This is a genomic window from Paraburkholderia flava (assembly GCF_004359985.1).
Taxonomy (GTDB): Bacteria; Pseudomonadota; Gammaproteobacteria; order Burkholderiales; family Burkholderiaceae; genus Paraburkholderia; species Paraburkholderia flava.
The window spans coordinates 1,735,936-1,755,764 of record NZ_SMRO01000001.1 but is presented as its reverse complement, the minus strand read 5'-3'; the positions used below and the strand labels follow the sequence as shown (position 1 = coordinate 1,755,764).

Here is a 19,829-nt window from a genome sequence, read left to right as displayed (position 1 = left end):
TCGCATGGGTTGCGGTTGTGCCTGACCGGAGCGAGGGGAAGCGTCAGCGGTCCAGAATCCGCCTCGCCTTGAGAATCACCGGCATGTCGACCATCTTGCCGTCCACCGCGATAGCCGAACCGCCGCTCGTCTGCACGGCTGCGAGCACGCGCGTGGCCCATGCTTTTTCGTCGTCGGTCCATGCAAACGCGCGATGTACCGCGTCGATCTGCTTCGGGTGGATGCACAGCTTTCCGCCGAACCCGAGACGCCGCGCGCGGCGCGTTTCGGCTTCGATCGCGGATGGATCGTCGAGTACAGTGGACACGCCGTCGACCGGCGCATCGATGCCCGCGAGCCGCGACGCGAGCACGATCTGCGAGCGGAAGAACAGCAGCTCGTCGCCGTCGCCTTCGAGGTTCAGATCGATCTGGAAATCGAGCGTGCCGAACAGCACGCGCGGCACGTTCGGCGCTTCGCACAGCGCTGCGATGCGCGCGATCCCGACCGCGGTTTCGACGATCGGCAGCACGACGAGCTGCGCATGCGCGTGCGCCACGACCGCGCCGATCTGTTCGCGCGATTCCGCTTTCGGCAACACGATACCCGCGACGCCCGGATGGCCGGCGAGCGCGGCGACGTCGGCGGCGAACCATAGCGTGTCGGCTGCGTTGATACGTACGAACACGGGCCGCGCGGCGCCGACGTGCGCGAGCACGGTCGCGCGCGCGGCGGGTTTTGCATCGGGCGGCACCGCGTCCTCAAGATCGAGGATCACCGCGTCGGCACCGGCTGCGCGCGCTTTCTCGAAGCGCTCCGGCCGGTTGCCCGGCACGAACAGGTACGAGCGCGCGGTCATGCGGTAGCGCTCGCGGTTTCCGCTGCAACACGTTGACGCGTGCCGTCGAACAGCGGTCCGAGATGCGAAGCAGCCGCGACATTCCACGCCGCATCGAGCAACAGCGACACTTCCACTTCCGTCGCCGCTCCCGAGAACGCCGCAAGCTGCCGGAACTTCGCATCGATCTCACCGCGCGACAGCGTGTTGCCCGGATCGCCCTTCGGCTCGTCGACGCGTCCGTGCAATTCACGGCCATCGCGCGTCAGCACGCTCACCTTGCCGATCCAGCGCACCGGATACTCGCGATCGACTTCATCGTCGAGCGTCATCTGCACCTTGTCGCGGAACGCGACGATGTCGGCGGCCGAGAAATCGCGCTCGAAATCGTTCACGCCCGCGCGGCCGCGATACGCGACCAAACCAAGCACGGTGCCCATGTTGAACTTCGCCTGATGCACGGTCGTCGGCGTGTGCACGGGGCCGAGCACGTCGAGCGCGCCCTGATGCACGCGCGCCGTCACGCGGACGATGTCGTCCGCATCGAGCCCGTGTTCGTTGAGCACCGCGAGCAATGCATCGGCGGCCGGGTGCGTGTGCCGGCATGCAGCGTGATACTTGAACGACGTCTCGACGGTCGCCCAGCGTTCGCCGAGCTGGTCGACGAGCCGCGCCGGATCCGCATCTGTCGACATCCCCGCCGCCATGCCCTGCGCGCCTTCGAGAATGTGCGTCGCGCCCTTGAAGCCGTCGGCGGCGAGCGTCGCCGCCATCAGGCCGTTCGCTGCCGCCATCGCGGTGTGGAGTTGCTTCGAATCGGCCGCGTCGCGCAGGAATTCCCACAGGCCGCTCGCCTGCGTACCCGCCGAGCCGAACGCGTCGAGCATCCTCTCCGGTGCGAGGCCGAGCAGCCTGCCCGCAGTCGCCGCCGCCGCGACCGTACCGACTGTGCCCGTCGTATGAAACACCTTGTAGTGCGAGCGCCCGAGAAACTCGCCGATGCGGATGCCGACTTCGTAGCCCGCGACCGCCGCAGCGATGAACTCGCGACCCGATGCGCGCGTGGCCTGCGCAAGCGCGAGCGCGACCGGGAACACAACCGCCGCTGGATGAAACACCGAGCCGTTGTGCACGTCGTCCTGTTCGACAAAATGCGATGCGGCTGCGTTGACCATCGCTGCGAAATACGGCGTCGCGTGTGTGCGGTCAGTGAGTATTTCGGCAGGACCCGTTCCTGCTCCCGCTGCGCGCGCAAACCGCGCGATGCTCTCGACCGGCCGCGCACCCTTACCCGCAAGCGTTGAGCCGAGCCAGTCCACATACAGGTTCACCGTGCGCTCGACGACGTGCGGCGGAATCGCATCGAAGCGCAGTTCGGCTGCGAAGGTCGCGAGCGTGCGGCTCGGATGATCGGTCATCGCTGGATCTCCAGATAGTTCTTTAGATGGCGCCGGCCGCGCGCAGCGCATCGATCTGCGCGCGCGCGTAGCCGAGTTCGCCGAGAATCGCGTCGGTGTGTTCGCCGAGCGCGGGCACCGCGTCCATCCGCGGCTCGACTGTATCGGGCACGCCGACCGGCAGCGGCGCGAGCACCGGGCCTGCCGATGTGTCGACGGTGCGCCAGCGCTCGCGCGCCTGCAACTGCGGATGCGCCCATACGTCGTGCAACGTGTTGACCTGCGCGTTCGCGATGCCCGCGCGGTCGAGACGCGCGATCACGTCCGCTGCGCTCAACGTCGAGAACGCTTCGACGATGATGTCGCGCAGCGCATCGCGCGCTTCGGAGCGCTTCGGATTTGCATCGAAGCGCGGATCGACGGCGAGCGCGGGATTGTCGAGTACCTGTTCGCAGAAGAGCTTCCATTCGCGCTCGTTCTGCAGACCGAGCATCACGGTCTTGCCGTCGCCGGCGGGAAACGGGCCGTACGGATAGATCGTCGCGTGCGCAGCACCCGACTGCGCAGGCGGACTCTGCCCATCGATCGCGTAGTACAGCGGATAACCCATCCACTCGACCATGCTCTCGAGCATCGACACGTCGATCCGGCATCCTTCGCCGGTGCGTCCGCGCAGCAGCAGCGCGTTGAGGATGCTCGAATACGCGTGCATGCCCGCTGCGATGTCGGCGATCGAACAGCCGGCTTTCGCGGGCGCGCCTGGCGAACCGGTGATCGACAGGAAGCCGGACTCGCTCTGGATCAGCAGGTCGTACGCTTTCTTGTCACGGTACGGACCGTCGGCGCCGTAGCCGGAGATGTCGCAGACAATCAATCGCGGATTGCGCTCGCGCAACGCGTCGTAGCCAAGGCCCAGTCGTTCCGCCGCGCCAGGTGCGAGGTTCTGCACGAGCACGTCGGCATCGGCGACGAGCGCATCGAGAATGCGCGCCGCCTCTTCGTGCTTGACGTCGAGCGTGAGGCTTTCCTTCGAGCGGTTCACCCACACGAAATGCGACGCTAGGCCATGCACGCGCGCATCGTAGCCGCGCGCGAAATCGCCTGAGCCGGGTCGCTCCACCTTGATCACGCGCGCGCCCATGTCGGCCAGTTGTCGCGTGCAGAAAGGCGCGGCGATCGCGTGTTCGAGCGTGATGACCTTGATGCCGTCCAACGGTCTCATGATGTGCCCTCAGAACGAACGCGGCAGACCGAGGATGTGCTCGGCCACGTACGCGAGGATCAGGTTCGTCGAGATCGGCGCGACCTGATAGAGCCGCGTCTCGCGGAATTTGCGCTCGACGTCGTATTCGTTCGCGAAGCCGAAGCCGCCGTGAAACTGCAGACACGCGTTCGCTGCTTCCCACGATGCATCCGCCGCAAGCAGCTTCGCCATGTTCGCCTGCGCGCCGCACGGTTCATGCGCGTCGAAACGGCGCGCGGCGTCGAAGCGCATCAGGCTCGCGGCCTCGACGTTGACGAACGCGCGCGCGATCGGAAACTGCACGCCCTGGTTCTGCCCGATCGGCCGGCCGAATACGATGCGTTCCTTCGCGTATGCGCTCACCTTGTCGATGAACCAGTAGCCGTCGCCGATGCATTCGGCGGCGATCAGCGTACGTTCCGCGTTCAGGCCGTCGAGGATGTACTTGAAGCCTTGTCCTTCCTCGCCGATCAGGTTTTCTGCGGGAATCTCGAGGTTGTCGAAGAACAGCTCGTTGGTCTCGTGATTGACCATGTTCGGGATCGGCTGCACGGTCATCCCGTGGCCGACCGCTTCGCGCAGATCGACGAGAAAGATCGACATGCCTTCGGATTTGCGCTTCACGTCGGCGAGCGGCGTGGTGCGCGCGAGCAGGATCATCAGGTCCGAATGCTGGACGCGCGAGATCCACACTTTCTGTCCGTTGATCACGTAGCGGTCGCCGCGACGCTCGGCGGTGGTCTTGATCTTCGTCGTGTCGGTGCCAGTGGTGGGCTCGGTCACGCCCATCGACTGCAGACGCAGTTCGCCGCTCGCGATCTTCGGCAAGTAATGCTCTTTCTGCGCAGCGGAGCCGTGGCGCAGCAGCGTGCCCATGTTGTACATCTGGCCATGGCACGCGCCTGAGTTGCCTCCCGCGCGATTGATCTCCTCCATGATCACCGATGCCTCGATCAACCCAAGGCCCGAGCCGCCGTACTCCTGCGGAATCAGGGCGGCGAGCCAGCCGGCCTTCGTGAGTGCGTCGACGAATGCTTCGGGATAGCCGCGCGCTTCGTCGATCTTGCGGAAATATTCGCCGGAGAATTGCTGGCAGAGATCGCGAACCGCTTCGCGAATGTCCTGATACTGGTCCGAATGACTGGTTTGCATGGCGGGGATAAAAGGTCAGGCGAGCGTCGCCGATGCGCGCATCGTCAGATAGCCGTCGTGGTCTTTGGCCCACAGCTCGATGCTCTTGCCGTCCGCCGACGGCTTGCCGCAGACGGTAAACGGGTTCGGCACGAAGGTCGGCCGCAGTGCGCGGAACGAGAAGGTCGTGAGCGTTGCGCTGGGCAGTTCGCGCCGCACGAGATCGACGAGCAGCGTCGCGATCAGCGGGCCGTGCACGACGAGGCCCGGATACCCTTCCTGCTGCGTGACGTACGGATGGTCGTAATGGATGCGGTGACTGTTGAAGGTCAGCGCCGAATAGCGGAACAGCAGCACCGGATCGGTTTCGATCGTGCGCGAGAACGCGTGGTCGAGCGGCGCTCGGGCGGGTTCCTTGCGCGGCTCACTCGCGTTGTCTGACGAAGCCTCGCGATACACGAGGTCCTGCTCCTCGTCGATACGCAGTTCGCCGTCCACGTCGATCTCATGACGCACGGTGACGAACACGAGCCGGCCCGTGCGACCCGTCTTGTCCTCGATATTGACGATCGTCGACACGCGACGCGCTTCGTCGCCGGCCTTCAGCGGCGCATGGAACGTGAAGCGGCCGCCCGCCCACATCCGGCGCGGCAGCGGCACCGGCGGCATAAAGCTGCCACGCTTCGAGTGACCGTCCGGGCCGGCTTCGGCCAGCGGCGAAACCGGCAGGAAATAGAGCCAATGCCATAGCGGCGGCACTTCTTTGTTTTCCGGCGGCTGGCCGAGCGTCGCGCTCAATGCGGCGAGTGGAAACGCTGTCACGGTATCGCGCTGGGTCTCGGACCGGTCGAGCCATGCATCGAGGTTCGCAGAGGTGTCGGACACGTTGGGGTCTCCGGATAGATGAATTCGTGGGCTCCACTATGAACCCGAACGCCGCTCGTTGCGAAGTCGCGATTTCCGAAGCGAGGCTTCGGGATTCGTTAATGCGGTGCGCGTGGGGTTGTGGGCCGGACCGGGGCCGGGGTCATGCCGGCGAATCCATGGGGTAGGAATGCACTCGGGCATAATGCGCCGGTATCGATGACCGGACGACACTTGCATGCTTTACGACCAATCGTGGATGGGTTACGGCATCGTCGGCGGCTTGCAAGCGGGTGCGATTGCGGCGGTGATCGGATTCCTCATGCTGCTGCTGGTGCACTGGCTGACCCGCAAACAATCGTGGAACCATGCCCGCGAACTCGGCGTGGCTTACATGCTGGCCTTGCTGCCGAGTTCGAGCGGCGATCTGTGGAACCTGTTCTATTTCAATTACGCGGACCTGCAGTCGCCGGTTCTGCTGCGCGTGGCCCTCACCGGGATACATGACCCGGACGCCATCGGCCTGCGCGTGCTCTGCGAACTTATCGGGATCGCGGTGGGATTGTTGGCCGCATGGCTATTGGTGTATCGACGCGGTCGTGCGCGTTCCGATGACGCGTGACGTTGCGTGATTTCTTGCGGGTCGTTTTGTCGATGAAGCGAAGCGGTCCTGGTCGGGCAGCGTGATCTGAAAGATCGAGGCGTTTGCTCGCGGCTTGCTGCTGAGTCGCTTCTGCTTGACTCACGCGATGCCTGACGGAGATGCGCGCACACGCTCGCGCAACGCTAAACACCCTAGCGTGAAAATTCCCGCTTACGCTTTATTCCGCTGTCCTTTAGAAGTTCACGCGATCCCCTCGCGCCCCCACCCTTCATTTGTCAATGATTGACATTTTCTCTGCGACATTCGCGGTAGCCTAGAGCGGCCCGCCACCGTGTGCACCCAGCCCCGTCGCACCAGCGCTTCCTGCCCGAAGCGCACCTCATGTGTGCGTTCTTCTGTGTGCTTTTTTCCGCTAGCGAATGTCGTCGAAACCATTGTTACCGAATCCTGTCCGCCCTGAGCCCCCATTCCGCGACCTCACGGAAGATGAATGGATGCGCGTTGCGCGCCTGCTTCCGGAAATGAAATCGACCGGGCCACGCCGCGGCCGTCCGCATGCGGACATCCGTCAGGTCGTCAACGGCATCCTCTGGGTGCTGCATCATCGCAAGCCGTGGAGCGCGATGCCGAACACGTATCCGGTGCATCAGACCTGTCATCGGCATTTCCTGCGCTGGCAGGAAAATGGCGTACTGGCCACGGTCGCCACCGAACTGTTCGGCACCGATACGCTCTGCACCGACTACGGTGTGCGCAGCCGGAAGATCACGAGCCAGCCTCGTCCGGTCCAGGCGTTGATGGTCGACTGGCCGTCGCGGCCCTGAGTTCGAATCGACGTTCGCGTTGAGTTCTTTAGCGCGGCGTCCGTCGATATTCTGTTTAGCGCGGCCGCGCTCGTCGTTTATCTCTTCTTTCAGACGCTGCTTTGTCGGCGCCTGTTGTCGTTCAATCTTTAAATCAATCGCTGTTGCGCGACGGCCGGAATGCTGTCACATCGATTCCACGCGTCCGTAGCAGTCGCGACAGCGTTACGCGCGAAATGCGCAGATCCCCCGCCGCTTTGCTCAGGCTGCCGTGATTTCTCAACAGCGCCCGCTGGATGATCTCGCGGTCCGCATCTTCGCGGGCCTCGGCGAGCGACACCGTACGGCTCTGCGTGTATTCGCCCAGATCGAGATCGTCGGCGGTAATGAACGGATGATCCGACATCACGATCGCGCGCCGCACACGGTTGATCAACTCACGCACATTGCCCGGCCAAGCGTAGCTATAGAGCGCGGCGATCGCATCGGGCGCAAAGCCGCGCACCCTGCGTTGCGAATCCGATCGATGACGATCGAGCGCGCGCCGCGCAAGCAGTTCGATGTCCATTCCGCGCACGCGCAGCGGCGGTTCGTCGAGATGAAGCACGCACAGCCGATGAAACAGATCCTCGCGGAACCGGCCACTCGCGATCGCCTCGGGCATATCGACGTGCGTCGCCGCGACGATCCGCACGTCGACGTCGATCGGCTGATGACCGCCGATCCGTTCGATCGTCTTTTCTTGCAGGAAGCGCAACAGGCTCGCCTGGCTTTCGAGCGGCAGATCGCCGATCTCGTCGAGGAACAGCGTGCCGCCCATCGCCTGCTCGACGCGGCCGATCTTGCGCTGGTTCGCGCCGGTGAACGCACCGCGCTCGTATCCGAACAGTTCCGACTGCAGTAGATGTGGCGGAATCGCGCCGCAATTGATCGCAACGAAAGGCCGACCGCGACGCTCCGAGCGTTCGTGAATCGCCTGCGCGGTCAGTTCCTTACCGGTACCCGATTCTCCGGAAATGAACACGGGCGCATCCGTTCGCGCGACTTTGCGTATCGAGCGAAAGAGCGAAATCATTGCTTCACACGAACCGACCATACTGCCTTCGACGTGCACCTGATGTCCGCCCTTCAAGCCGGCACGCAGCAGTTCGTTACCGTCAGGGTCGAGCTCGCGCATCCGTGACTTCAGCATGTCGAATGCGGAGGCCAGCGATAGCGTCAGTTGTACCGGCGCGAACGGCACGGATAGCACATCGAAGCAATGATCGACCGCGAGATCGCGCACGACCGGATCGGCCAGTTGATCGGGGCCCAGCAGACCGACTGCGCCGACGTGCGGCAACGCGAGCAATCGTTCGAGCGCCATGCGCGCGCTAACGTCGAACTCGTGCGAGAAGTCGATCACGACGCATACGAGATCGCTCGCACGCAGCGTTCTGCGAAGTTCATGTGTGGGAAGCGAGGACGTGACGGACCAGAATTGAGATTCGAGGTCAGGCATCCATTCGGGCTGCGGTCCAGCCGTGAGAACCAGGACGTGTCTCGTCGTTTTCATTGCGTTGTGTGTGCCTGCTGCAACCGCTTGCGATCTGCTGCACGGCTACAGATCCCGGAGAAATCCGGGCAAGACGTAGTTGACGCCCGTGTGTATTGTGGTCAGGTTCGTGATCGATCTGACATTTCGCCCATGACCTTATTTAATTTTGAGATTTGACACAACTCAAATTGCATGGCTTTTACAATAGTTAAAAGTCTAAGGCCAACAGCCTAAGTTAGACTCGGTTTATGTATTGCGCAGCCAACGCGATTACGCATAAGAGCGGCCAGACTGACTGACGGGGTGCCTATGAAAAAGCATGCACGTTTGGGGAAATCGCCTCGGCGCACTACGCCGCATCCGGCAATCGACGTGCATGTCGAAAGACGCGCCGCCGCACCACCACTCCCATCACAAACCCAAACCACCAACGACGAAGTCGAGCGAATGTCAGCCGCGCAGGCGCCGCGAAATGGGCGAGTTCAGCTTTGGGATGAATGAAGGAAGAAAGCAGTCGGGCTAACCGAGTCGCGAGAGACTCACGCCCGCTATCTCGAAATTACCTGGTACTTATCTGGCGTTTATTCAGCACTTATTCGTCAATAACACCGGATTCGCCGATCGATTCGAGACGGTAGCCATAACCGTAGATGGTCGTGATCTTGAAGCCTGTCTCAGGCTGCAATTGCATCTTCTTTCTCAAGACAGAAATATGTGTATCGACCGTTCGCGATTCGAAACGCACGTCCGCTTTCCATACCACCTCGAGCAGATGATCGCGTGAGACAGGCTGGTTCAAATGCTGGAACAGCATCAACGCGAGATCGCGTTCCTTGCGCGTCAACGGCAAGCGGTTGCCGTTCATCGTTACCGCGCCGCCGGTATGAAACGTATACGGCCCAAACGTGATCGTCCCAGGCACCGTGGCCCGCATCTGCTTGCGACGCAACAGCGATTCGACGCGCGCGGCAAACACATTGGGAGAGACCGGCTTGACGACGCAGTCGTCGGCGCCACCGTCGAATATCGAGACAATATCGGTATCGCGGCGACGGGATGTGAGAAACAGCACAAGCACGCTCGGCGGCAGGTGCTTGCGAACCCATTGCAGCACTTCTTCACCCGACATGTCGGGCAGCACCCATTCGAGTATCAGCAGATCAACCGACTGCCGCTGCAAATGCCTGACGAGAGTTCGTCCTTCGGTAAAGCGGTGGCACACGTGGCCCGCGTTGCCTAATACTTCGCTGATCGTGTCGAGGATCTGTACATCGTTATCAAGGATACAAATTCTCATTTTGGTACGTTCCCGACGACTCACTCGTTCTATCTATGCTGGTCTATTGCGCGACACTGCGGACGCGGCCATGCAAGCCGCGTTCCGCCAGACTCCCCGTAAGACATGTCGATCGATATTTTTTTACGCCTGACAATTTGAGGCAGGCGATCGGATGATCATGTCGAGCCAATGCACGCAACACTTTCTACTAATGCATTCTCCTGGAAGCCTCGCTCTAAGACTGTTAAATAGTGAAAAAGCATGCGCCCTGCATGCATCTATCGATATCCGCTGGCGACCCTCCGCGCAGAACGTGGCAAGGACCTGAGCACACATTTATTCACTGTCGCAATTTCGCGCGCCTCTACACTCGCATGGCTTCAACGATTCATCCGTTCTCGTCGTTGAAGCACACTTCCTCGTTGACATGCGCACCTCCAACCCCCCACTTGCGGCGGTGCGCTTTTTTTCTTTGCGTGTCGTAACGAGATTCGACTGCGGTTCGTCCGCCGTTCTCGACGCCGCTCCTGATTTGCGCACACATTCAGTGCCGATCTCGCCTAACATTCCTTGGCAATCCCGAACGAAGCGCTAAGCTATATTGGCCGGATATTCCTGTCGCATGGACCGCGTTGCCGCGACACGGTGTAGTTCGCCGCACCAGCCGGTCGGCCGACCCTTCCATAAATCGCCCATTGCCGGGTCGACTCACACACATCCTGGATGTCGATATGAAAAAGATCGCCCTCTGCTGGCTCGCTCTCTCCGCTGCCCTGGCAGGCTGCTCCTCCATGTCCGGCCCGACGTTCAACGCTTACTCCGTCGATGTTCCAGGGCACGAGAAAGCGTATCGGGTCGAATGCGGCGGTATTTTCGAAAGCTCGAACGCATGTATGAAGGCCGCGCAGCGCATCTGCGGCGATCAGCCTGTGCGGGTGATTGAATCGGTCGATGCCGTTCGACCCGAAGGGGCTGCCAGCGATCCCCGCAACTTCACGTTCCAGTGCGGCGCGGCGCAAACGGCAGCGGAACCCGCTGCGGCATCGGAACCGGCCGCAAGCGCGGCTCCGACCCGTCTCGAACTCAATGGCGAAGCGAACTTCATGACCGACCGCGCGAACCTCGCGCCGGCCGGTATCGAGAAACTCGATGCGCTGATCGCCGCGAACAAGGACACGACCTTCACGGAAGTCACGGTGAACGGGTACACGGATTCGCGCGGCACGCGGGCGCACAACATGAATCTGTCGCAGCGCCGCGCCGACACGGTGGTCGCCTATCTGAAGGAACACGGGATGAAGTCGGCGTCGTTTGCCGCACACGGGCTCGGCCCGGATGATCCGGCCGCGTCGAACGCGACGAAGGAAGGACGCGCGAAAAACCGCCGCGTCACGATCGTCGTTCACTGAACGATCGATGAAGCTCTCGCCGCCGATGCGCGGCGAGAGTATCGACGCGCCAGGAACAGCCCGCCGCTAGTCCAGCAACGCGTCGTCGTGCGCCATCATCAGCGCACGCATTTCCGTCCACATGCCGTAGTAGTGGACGATGAAGCTGTCGGGCCGCCGCAGCATCCACGGCGTATTGAACGCCGTCGAATCCAGCACGGGCGCATCGTCCAGCAACCCCGCACGATTCATCGCTTCGATGAAATACATCTGGTCGCCGTTGCTCGCATACACGGACGACCGGTCGACGACAGCCGAGATATCGGTCATCAGATCGAGCAGCATCGCCTCGTTGCGCGCGGTGCGCCGAAACCCCATCACGCCCGAATTGAATGCCCATTGCCCGACGTCGCGGGCAAGCAGCCAGTCGCGGTCGCCCAGCAGGCTTTCCAGCGGCCGGTCCAGATCGGCGATCAGCACGTCGGCATCGATCCAGAAGACCCAATCGTGATGCTGCAGATACGCGTGCAGCAGCCATGGCTTGAACCAGTTGCCGCTCGCGGCCAGGCCGACCTCTTTCGGGATGTCGCGATGAACGTGCAGCGTGTAGCCATGCGCGTCGCAGTAGCGCCGGAAATTGCGCTCCGCGATCCGCCCATATGAACCGATGTTGGACGTGTACAGCGTGGTCAGCGCGATCCGCGAGCCTGGCCCGTACGTGCTGCGTTCCGCGGTGTCGGCTGCCGGGTAGATCGGGAAGTTGAACAGCGGCAGGCCCGACGCGAGATGCCGGTTCACATGCGCAACGAGAATGTCGCGGAACCTCGGCGTCACGCCTTTACCCGATGGGATTTCCGGCGAATCGTCGATGCTGATCGCGAAGGTCGGTACGCGACTCCACGCCGGATCGTAGTTGTAGCCCGCGCCCATCACCGGGCAAATGCCGTCGATCAGATTCTGGTAGTGAACCGTCTCCAACCCTTCGAACAGTTTGGCCTCGGCTTCGATCGGCTCGCCACCCAGACGGCAACGCAGCACGATCGCCTCGACGGCCGCGCGCCCCGCCGGCGTGTTACGCCAGATCTGCACGTCGACTTGCGGCAGCGCGTGACCGGACGTACGCGCAAGCAGCCAGTCGCGATTGCCGAGCACCCGTTCCAGCGGCATCACGCGAACGATCGCCGCGTCCTCGCTCAGCAGCAATACGCATTCGCCTTCCGCCGCGCGCCGCAGCGTATGCAGCAGCCACTCGTACTTGTAGAGCAGACACAGCGGCCGGCGATCGGTCATCCCGGTCGCGTCGTTGTAGTCGTGCCGGTAGCCGAGCTTGCCCGCGTAATGTCGATGATTGTCGAGGCTCGCTGGCGCGGGCCGTCGGAAATGACTCAGGACGATCATTGCGCGTGGCCCGCCTGTGCATCGCGTTGCCGCAGCCGTTCACGGATGGTGTCGATTTCCCACAGTCCGAGACAGCGGTCGAACTGCGGCACGGTCACGTTATCGGGCCCGTAGATGATGCCCTCCTGACTGCCTTCGATCAGCAGCGCGCGCGGCGGCGGCAGATCGTACGGCGCCATCTCGAGATTGATCGGCGTCCACTGCCCGGTCACGATGTCGCCGTTGCGCGGGTAGGTGCGGCACGTGAAGGTGGTCGTGAGCACGTAGCGCGCGCGGCTGTTCGCGAAGGTCTGGAACGCGCGGAACACATCCGCATGCGAGAAGTGGAACAGGCAGTCGCGGCAGAAGATCAGATCGCAATCGGGCAGCGGATCGGTCAGCAGATCGAGATGCAGAAAGCGCCGGTTCGCCGAACCGTAGGTCGCCTGGTTCGCGGCGATCAGATCGGGCACGATGTCGGCGCCGGTGTAGTCGATGCCGGTGAGATCGACGTGCTGCATCCAGTTGAAATCGCCGCACGGCACGTCGACTATCGATCGCACGAAGAAGCGGCGCAGGAACCCCGGCAGCTCGCGAATGATCTGCGCGGTATTGGGCAACTCCGATCCCCAGCCGGACACGCTCCCGGCGGAAGGCCAGCTCTGCTCGCGATAGATCTTGAGGAAGACGTCGGAGGTGTCGTCAGTAGACATGGATCGGCTCTTTGTCGTGATGAATCTCGCGCCCCGCATCCTGGTATCGTCGATGCCGGGGCAGCTGTGTTGTTCGTGCCATCGCCGCAAGCCCGCACGGCGCACGTGGCGGACAAGAGCGGCTCGTCATTTCGATCCGCCCGGCCACACGCAGCGCCCTGCAGCAATGGTATGTCAGCGGCATCGCCTCGCACAATGGCGACGCCATCCGGGCAACCGCCTCGCGATTGCGTTAAACATTTTCTTCAAACGCCAGTACGCTCGAATGCCAACCGTCTCACTTCGCCCCGCAGTTCGCCCATCACCGGCGACCAGTCGCGATAATCGCGCTGGCGGAACAGCTTCAGGCTGCTGTACCACGGGCTGTCGCGGCGCTCAAGCATCCACACCCAGTGCGGATTGACGTCGAGCAGCAGCCACGTCGGCACGCCCAGCGCACCGCCCAGATGCGCGACCGACGTGCACACCGTGATCACCAGATCGAGGTTGCGCATCAGTGCGGCCGTTTCGTCGAATGAGACGAGGTCGGGCGTCGGATCGGCGACCGTCAGCCCTTGCTCCCGCATCCGCATGACGTCGCCGCCATGACCCACCTGCAGACTATAGAACTCGACGCCTTCGATGCCGCCGAACGCCTGCGCGTACTGCTCGGGCTCGACCGAGCGCAGCGGATTGCGCTGATGCCCAACGCTGCCGCTCCACACCAGACCCACACGCAACGCACGAGAGGCCCCAAGCTTCACACGCCACCGCTCGACCCGCGCCGGATCGGCCTGCAGATAACCCCCGGCGGCCGGCAACGTATCGGGCGTCGTGCCGAACATCAACGGCAGGCTGCCGACTGGAATATGGAAATCGAATGAAGCCGGATCGACATTCAGCCCGACGATGGGCTGCACGCCAATGTGCGCGAGACTGTGCCTGAACAGCGACTGCAGGCCGTCGAACGTGTGATAGACGAGCGTGCCGCCCGCGCTTTTCACGCGCTCTGCGATCAGCGGGACGAAGCGCACGAACTGGAGCGCATCGCCGAGCCCCTGCTCGCCCCACACGAACAGTCGCTTGCCCACAAGGTCCTCGCCGCGCCAGCGACGCTCGGGATAGAACGTCGGCGTTCTCCCCAGCTCGATCGATCCCTGCCAGCGCGCTTCATGATTCACGAGGCCGTTCACGTAATCGCCGCGCACCAGTTGCAGCATCGCCACCGACCACTGCACACGCGGCGAATGCGGCGTGAGTTCGACGCAACGGATCGCCGCTGCGAGCGCATCGTCCCAGCACTGCAGTTCCTTCAACGCACTCACGCGCGCGCCGTGTGCCTCGGCATACGACGGTGCCAGCACGCATGCGCGCTCGGCAGCCAGTAGCGCGTTGTCCGGCTCGCGCAGCGACAGACATGCGCTCGACAGATTGACCCACGCGAGCGCGTTCTCCGGATCGCGATTGAGCACATCCAGCACGAGCCGGCGCCCCGTCGCATGATCGTTCAGCTGGTTGTGCAGCGCGCCCAGGTTGTTGCGCAGCATCGGCAGATCGGGGTCGATCTGCATCGCGCGGCTGTACGCGTCGAACGCGGCGTTCAGTTCGCCGATGCGCTGCTGCGACAGTCCCAGCACGAACCACGGCTGCGCGCGTTCGCTGTCGGCGGCACACCATGCCTGAGCGATGGCGATCGCGTCCTGATGCCGCTCCTGCTGCACGAGCAGTTCGACCCATTCCGACGGCCAGCCGCGCCAGGCGTCGGTCGTGTCGTCGGCATCGCTGCCGCTGCGCGCCGCCCACGCGCGCTCGAACCATTGCAACGCGACTGCATGCTGGCCGAGCGCCCGCGTCGAACGCGCGATCTCGACGAGTGCGGGCGCAAATCCGCCGACCACCGCAAGCGCCGGTTCGAGCGTTGCCACCGCCTGCGCATAGCGTCCGCGCAGGCGCAGCAGGCGGGCCGCGAGCGTCAATGCGCCAACGTCGTCGGGCTGCGCGTCGCGCCATTGCGCGATGTCCCGCGCGGCGCCGAGCAGATCGCCCTGCTCAAGGAGTCCGGCAATGCGGCCAAACAGCATGGTTGAACTCGCTCATCAAGATGCGACGCGGACGTCGCCTTCGCTATGCAGATTGCCGGCTAACGGAGCGGCCGGCGCAACAGGTCTTCGAGCAGCGCGTCGTAGGTCGCGACCAGCTGCGGATGATCCGGCAGATAACGCGCGATCATCGTGCGCTGGTTCTCGCGATACCACGATGCATGCGCGTCGTGCTGATCGAGCGCGGCCAACACCTGCTGCGCACCCTTCGTCGCGTCGTTGTCCGGATAGTAGTAACCGAGGTCCGGACACAGCGACGCGTTGTGCACGAGCGCATACCCTTGCCAACATGCCTCGAGATAGATGTAGTTCAGCGGATTTTCCAGCTGGTGCGAAATCAGGATGTCCGTATTGCTCGACAGAAACTCGGGCGTGTCGTGCCGTCCGAGGAACACTGCCTTGTGTGCGCGCACGATGTCGAGCTGGTTCATCAGCGAGATGAATTCGAGGCTTTCGCGCGCGATCTGCTCGGCGTTGGTGACCTGCAGGATCTCGATGTCGTCGGGCCGCGCACGGTACGCGAGATCGGCGATCAGCGTCGGGTACAGGCAGAACTTCACGATGTTGATGTTCGGCTCGATCACCGACAGCCGCTTTGGACCGCCGTGCGGACGATAGCGCCCTTGCTCCGGCAGATCCTTGCTGCGCGTATCGATGAACATCGGGCTCCAGATGAACGGCGCGACGCGCGCAGGCAACCGGCGCAGCACCTCGAAATACGAGCGGCTGATGCGATCGACCTGCGGAATCATCCAGATGTCGTCGTAGTGCTGGTTGATGAACAGGTTCTCGCCCCACAGCGGCTTGCGGAACAGCACCGATTCCATCGCGTGCACGTATTCGAACCCGCAGCAGTACGACACGAGCCGCACGCCGCGCTGCTTCAGATATGCGGTCTGCGCGCCGTCGATCTGGCCGCCCAGTTCGATCAGCACGTCGAGCGAATCTTTTGCGTCGTCGAAGGTGCGCGTGGGCCAGCGCGTCAGATCCCACGGGAGTTTGTCGGTGACCGGAATCTGCGTCGTGTTGACGAGCACCGTCGAGCCGACGCTCGGACAATGCCGCAGCGCCTCGGCGAGGAACACCGCGTTCTGCTTGATGCCGTTGTTCCACAGCGTTTCCGCTTCGTGGTGCAACCCGATCGTGATGCCGACGCGCAGTCCGTTCATGGCTTGACTACGCCTTGCTGGACAGCAGGATTATTCGACTGGGTCAGGCGCACGTTGTAGCCGGTCATATGCCACTGGTTATCGGACTCCAGCCGGAAGCTGACCAGCTCGAACACGCTCTTGCCATCAGCCGTGTGCGACGCATAGTCGACGTTCGCGTATAGACCGTCTGGAATGTCATGGTCGTTCGCATACTGCAGCCGCGTGACAGACGCCCACCCACGTGTGGTCACGACGCCAAACGACTGACGCGTCTGCTGCAACTGCGCGACAAACTGAGGCTCAGGGAACTTCGCTTTGATGAAAGGCGCTGCGTTGTCCCAAAGCACGCTCCCATGCGCTGCGTCGATCTGCTGCAGCACCGCATCGGCATCCCGCAGCAGTTCGTCGGCGGACGTGCCGGGCGCGGCCTTCGCGGTCGTTGCAATCGTCGCGAACGAAATCATCAGCACGACGGCCATGCGCTTCACGATCTCACGTTTCATTTCTTCCCTCCCGTCCGGAATCCGCCGCGTGCAAGATGAGCAACGCGCAGTATCAACGCGCCGCCGCTTTCGAAAACGCCACGTAGCGCCGGATGACGAGGCAGCCCGACGGCGAATCGATCAGCGACACCGACGAGCCCGCGTCCTTGCCGTCCGTGTAGACCGTCATGTGACCGAGCAGCGGCGTCGCGCGATAGCCCTGCAGTTCCTGCCCCGCGACTGTCTTGCACGCGACCGGCGCAACCGAAATGCGCTCCGCCGACATCGAACACGAACCGTCCGCTTCCGGCACCGCCGTCACCGACATCGCCGCCGCATTCGACCCATACTCGAGGCCGATCAGCGAAAAGATCGGGCTCGTGTTCACGCGCTTGTGATCCCAGTCGAGCAAAAGATCGTTGGTGGTCGTCCCCTGGACGCCGAGCGTCGACAGCGCGGTCAATTGCGACCGGCATTGCTTGACGCCGATGTTGTTGATCGCCGCGGCCATCGAGTTCAACGGACCGGCCTGGGTCGGCGCCGAAAGAATGCTTTGCGCGAACGCGCCGTCCGGTGCCGCAGCCAGCAACGCGACGAACGCGGCAGTTATCGCGCACGTGCGAGATAAAAAACGAAAAGACGAGTTCATGGCTCGCGACTCACGTTGATTGCACATAGAGCGCGTCGATTGCATCCGCATACGCGCGCACGTTGTCTTCGTTCTCGGGATCGAGTCGGCGCAGATACGCGTTCGCCGTCTGACGGTATGCATCGAGCCCGGCATCGTGTTCCGCGAACGCGCGCAGCAGCGCTGCACCGCCCTCTTCGCAGTCGAAGTCGTGGAAACGATAACCGCAATCGCCGAGCAGATGCGAGTTGTGGATCAGCGGATAGCCGCCGTACAGCGCCTCGTAATACACATAGTTCTGCGCGTTCTCCCAATGATGCGACACGACCGCGTCGACATCGCTCGACACGACACGCACGAACGGAAAGCGTCCTTCGAACGATGTCAAACCATGCTGCACGATATTCAGACTGCGCGCGAAACCGTTGAACGTCACATGCTCTTTCAGGTGGAACGTGTTGTACGCCCACACGCGTTCGAGCATGTCGGGATTCGCGCGATGCGCGACTTCGCAGCACAGCATCGGGATGAAGCCCGTCTTCACCATGCAGATGTTCGGCTCGAAGATGCCCGCGCGCCAGCGCCGACGTCCCGGCCGATAACCGAAGCTCATGCCTTCAGGCAACGCAGCGGCCTCGCGCTCGAGCATCGCGGGACTCCACAGATGCGGCACGATCCGCACACTCGCGCGCATCGCGCTGCGGTAATACTGCGCGGCGGTTTTCTCGTACTGCGGCAGCGTCCAGATCTCGTCGTACGGTGCGCCCGAAATGAGCAGCCCGTGCGGCTTGTCGAACACCATCCGCTCGATGTCGATCACGTAGTCGTTGCCGACGCGCATCGTCACGACCTTGCCGCCGCGCTCGCGGAACGCAACGATCCATTCGCGGCCCAGCTGCGCGCTCATCTCGATCATCAGGTCGAGACTGTCGAGCGCGGTGTTCATGTCGATCACCGGCGCCGGCGCATCGCCGAGAAAATTCTTTGCGTCCTCGGTGCTGCCGTCGCCGCCCGCGACGAGAAACACATTGCCTACGCGCGGCATCAGCTTGAGCAGCATCACGAGATAGATGCAGTTCTGGAAGATGCCGTTTTCCCACAGCGACTGCGTGCCCTTGCGCACGTAGATCGATACGCCGACGTTCAGACGGTTCGTGTTCATGATGCTTGCCGCCCGTCGATAAAAGACGTATCGCGGCACAGATCCCGCAACCGGTCCGCGTAGCCCTGCAGATTGGGTTCGGCGAACGGGTCGAGCGCATCGAACACGCGCTGCGAGCGGCTGCGATAGTCCGCGAGATTCGCATCGTGGGTGGCTGCCGCATGCCGCAACTGCGCGCCGCCCTGCACCGCGTCGAACTCGGGGTAGTAGTAGCCCGCGCCGAAATCGCGCAGCCATTCGGAGTTATGCACGAGCGGATAGTCGCCGGCCAGCGCATCCATGTAGCTGTAGTTCTGATCGTTGGTCCATTGATGGGACACCACCGCGTCCGCATGCTGCACCATGAACCCGACGATATCGTGGCGCCCATGGAACGTCGCCTTGTGTTCGCGCACGAGATCGAGTGAATTCGCGAGATGCAGCATCGTCGGATGGTTTGCCATGTGCAGCGTGTTGAGCACGTGCATCGCGTCGATGCTCGCGCGGTCTACGCGATACGCTTCGTCGCACGCGAGCATCGAGATCATCGATGTCTTCGCTACCGAGATGTTCGGCTCGAAGATCGCGACACGTAAGCCGGTGCGTGCGTCTTTGACGCGTTGTTCATGCGCAGCTTCCCAGCCGAAGCGAAAACCTTGCCCTTCGACTTCGGCGATGCGTTGCTGAACGAACTGCGGATGCCACAGATAAGGCACCGCGTGCACCGCGCAGCGATGCAGCGTGCGCTGGAAACTCGCGAACATCTGGTACTCGGGCAGCACCCAGATTTCGTCGCAGCGATCCGCACGCGAGAAGTGGCTCGGTTTGTCGAATACCGGCGGTTCCGCGAGGCCCGCGAACGGATGACCGCAACAGTAGTAGACGACCTTCTTGCCGCGGGCGCGCATCAGATCGAGCCATTGCACATCGAGCGCGCCAGACATTTCGATAATGACGTCGACCTCGTCGGTCGCTTCGCGCTGCGACATCAGCTTTAGACCGAGCGTCGTCGTGTCGACCTGTTCGGGCATTGCGCCCTGGTCGCCGACGTCGATCAGCGAGACCGCGCGCACGAACGGCAGCCGCTGGAACAGCCGGGCCAGGAACACCACGTTCTGACCGAGGCCGTTCTGCCAGATATTCTGGCCCTGATGACTGATGACGGAGATTCCGATGCGCATGGCCATGGAGCAGAA

Annotated in this window: 18 protein-coding genes; 3 read left to right on the top strand and 15 right to left on the bottom strand. The window is 62.9% G+C overall.

Features of this window, described 5'->3' with window-relative positions:
- Positions 1-43: 43 nt before the first annotated feature.
- The 5 genes from E1748_RS07850 to E1748_RS07830 are packed head-to-tail and all read right to left on the bottom strand — an operon-like array spanning position 44 to position 5,473.
- On the bottom strand, positions 44-838 hold the full coding sequence (locus E1748_RS07850) for an HpcH/HpaI aldolase/citrate lyase family protein (protein WP_133646535.1): 795 nt from the start codon (positions 836-838) through the stop codon (positions 44-46).
- The gene (locus E1748_RS07845) at positions 835-2,235 is read right to left on the bottom strand and encodes an MmgE/PrpD family protein (protein WP_133646534.1); all 1,401 of its coding nucleotides are present in this window, start codon (positions 2,233-2,235) and stop codon (positions 835-837) included. The genes E1748_RS07850 and E1748_RS07845 overlap by 4 nt, the downstream gene beginning before the upstream one ends.
- 22 nt (positions 2,236-2,257) lie before the next feature.
- Complete coding sequence (locus tag E1748_RS07840; protein WP_133646533.1) at positions 2,258-3,436, bottom strand: CaiB/BaiF CoA transferase family protein; 1,179 nt, start codon at positions 3,434-3,436, stop codon at positions 2,258-2,260.
- Between the two features lie 9 nt (positions 3,437-3,445).
- Positions 3,446-4,609 (bottom strand): acyl-CoA dehydrogenase family protein, encoded by a 1,164-nt coding sequence (locus E1748_RS07835; RefSeq protein WP_133646532.1) that lies wholly within the window; start codon positions 4,607-4,609, stop codon positions 3,446-3,448.
- 15 nt (positions 4,610-4,624) lie between these two features.
- A complete protein-coding gene (locus E1748_RS07830) occupies positions 4,625-5,473 on the bottom strand; it encodes an HTD2 family dehydratase (protein ID WP_133646531.1) in 849 nt (282 codons plus the stop codon).
- Positions 5,474-5,690: 217 nt separating this feature from the next.
- Between E1748_RS07830 and E1748_RS07825 the strand changes: the two genes are divergently transcribed.
- Complete coding sequence (locus E1748_RS07825) at positions 5,691-6,074, top strand: hypothetical protein (RefSeq protein ID WP_133646530.1); 384 nt, start codon at positions 5,691-5,693, stop codon at positions 6,072-6,074.
- A gap of 401 nt (positions 6,075-6,475) precedes the next feature.
- Positions 6,476-6,880 carry a transposase gene (locus E1748_RS07820; protein ID WP_133646529.1) on the top strand — a complete coding sequence of 135 codons (405 nt, stop codon included), beginning with the start codon at positions 6,476-6,478 and terminating at the stop codon, positions 6,878-6,880.
- A 133-nt stretch (positions 6,881-7,013) separates the two neighbouring features.
- Here the strand turns inward: E1748_RS07820 and E1748_RS07815 are convergent, their stop codons facing one another.
- Positions 7,014-8,414, bottom strand: coding sequence for a sigma-54 dependent transcriptional regulator (locus tag E1748_RS07815; protein WP_133646528.1), 1,401 nt, complete (start codon positions 8,412-8,414; stop codon positions 7,014-7,016).
- Positions 8,415-8,988: 574 nt separating this feature from the next.
- Positions 8,989-9,693: a response regulator transcription factor gene (locus E1748_RS07810; RefSeq protein WP_133646527.1), complete on the bottom strand. Its 705-nt coding sequence runs from the start codon at positions 9,691-9,693 to the stop codon at positions 8,989-8,991.
- Between the two features lie 773 nt (positions 9,694-10,466).
- Here E1748_RS07810 and E1748_RS07805 point away from each other — a divergent pair.
- Positions 10,467-11,084, top strand: coding sequence for an OmpA family protein (locus E1748_RS07805; protein ID WP_338119580.1), 618 nt, complete (start codon positions 10,467-10,469; stop codon positions 11,082-11,084).
- Between the two features lie 66 nt (positions 11,085-11,150).
- On the opposite strand, the gene E1748_RS07800 is transcribed toward E1748_RS07805, so the two are convergent.
- The 8 genes from E1748_RS07800 to E1748_RS07765 form a co-directional block, all read right to left on the bottom strand.
- On the bottom strand, positions 11,151-12,461 hold the full coding sequence (locus E1748_RS07800) for a galactosyl transferase GMA12/MNN10 domain protein (RefSeq protein ID WP_133646525.1): 1,311 nt from the start codon (positions 12,459-12,461) through the stop codon (positions 11,151-11,153).
- On the bottom strand, positions 12,458-13,153 hold the full coding sequence (locus tag E1748_RS07795; RefSeq protein ID WP_166653515.1) for a class I SAM-dependent methyltransferase: 696 nt from the start codon (positions 13,151-13,153) through the stop codon (positions 12,458-12,460). The genes E1748_RS07800 and E1748_RS07795 overlap by 4 nt, the downstream gene beginning before the upstream one ends.
- Before the next feature lie 245 nt (positions 13,154-13,398).
- Complete coding sequence (locus E1748_RS07790) at positions 13,399-15,213, bottom strand: tetratricopeptide repeat protein (protein WP_133646523.1); 1,815 nt, start codon at positions 15,211-15,213, stop codon at positions 13,399-13,401.
- Positions 15,214-15,272: 59 nt separating this feature from the next.
- Positions 15,273-16,400, bottom strand: a complete 1,128-nt coding sequence (locus E1748_RS07785; protein ID WP_133646522.1) for a DUF2827 domain-containing protein — start codon at positions 16,398-16,400, stop codon at positions 15,273-15,275.
- Positions 16,397-16,885, bottom strand: a complete 489-nt coding sequence (locus E1748_RS07780) for a DUF4019 domain-containing protein (RefSeq protein ID WP_133646521.1) — start codon at positions 16,883-16,885, stop codon at positions 16,397-16,399. Before E1748_RS07780 ends, E1748_RS07785 begins: the two co-directional genes overlap by 4 nt.
- 52 nt (positions 16,886-16,937) lie before the next feature.
- Entirely contained in the window at positions 16,938-17,513 is a 576-nt protein-coding gene (locus E1748_RS07775) for a hypothetical protein (RefSeq protein WP_133646520.1), read from the bottom strand.
- A 10-nt stretch (positions 17,514-17,523) separates the two neighbouring features.
- Positions 17,524-18,654, bottom strand: a complete 1,131-nt coding sequence (locus E1748_RS07770; protein ID WP_133646519.1) for a DUF2827 domain-containing protein — start codon at positions 18,652-18,654, stop codon at positions 17,524-17,526.
- Positions 18,651-19,814, bottom strand: coding sequence for a DUF2827 domain-containing protein (locus tag E1748_RS07765; RefSeq protein ID WP_133646518.1), 1,164 nt, complete (start codon positions 19,812-19,814; stop codon positions 18,651-18,653). Before E1748_RS07765 ends, E1748_RS07770 begins: the two co-directional genes overlap by 4 nt.
- Positions 19,815-19,829 lie beyond the last annotated feature (15 nt).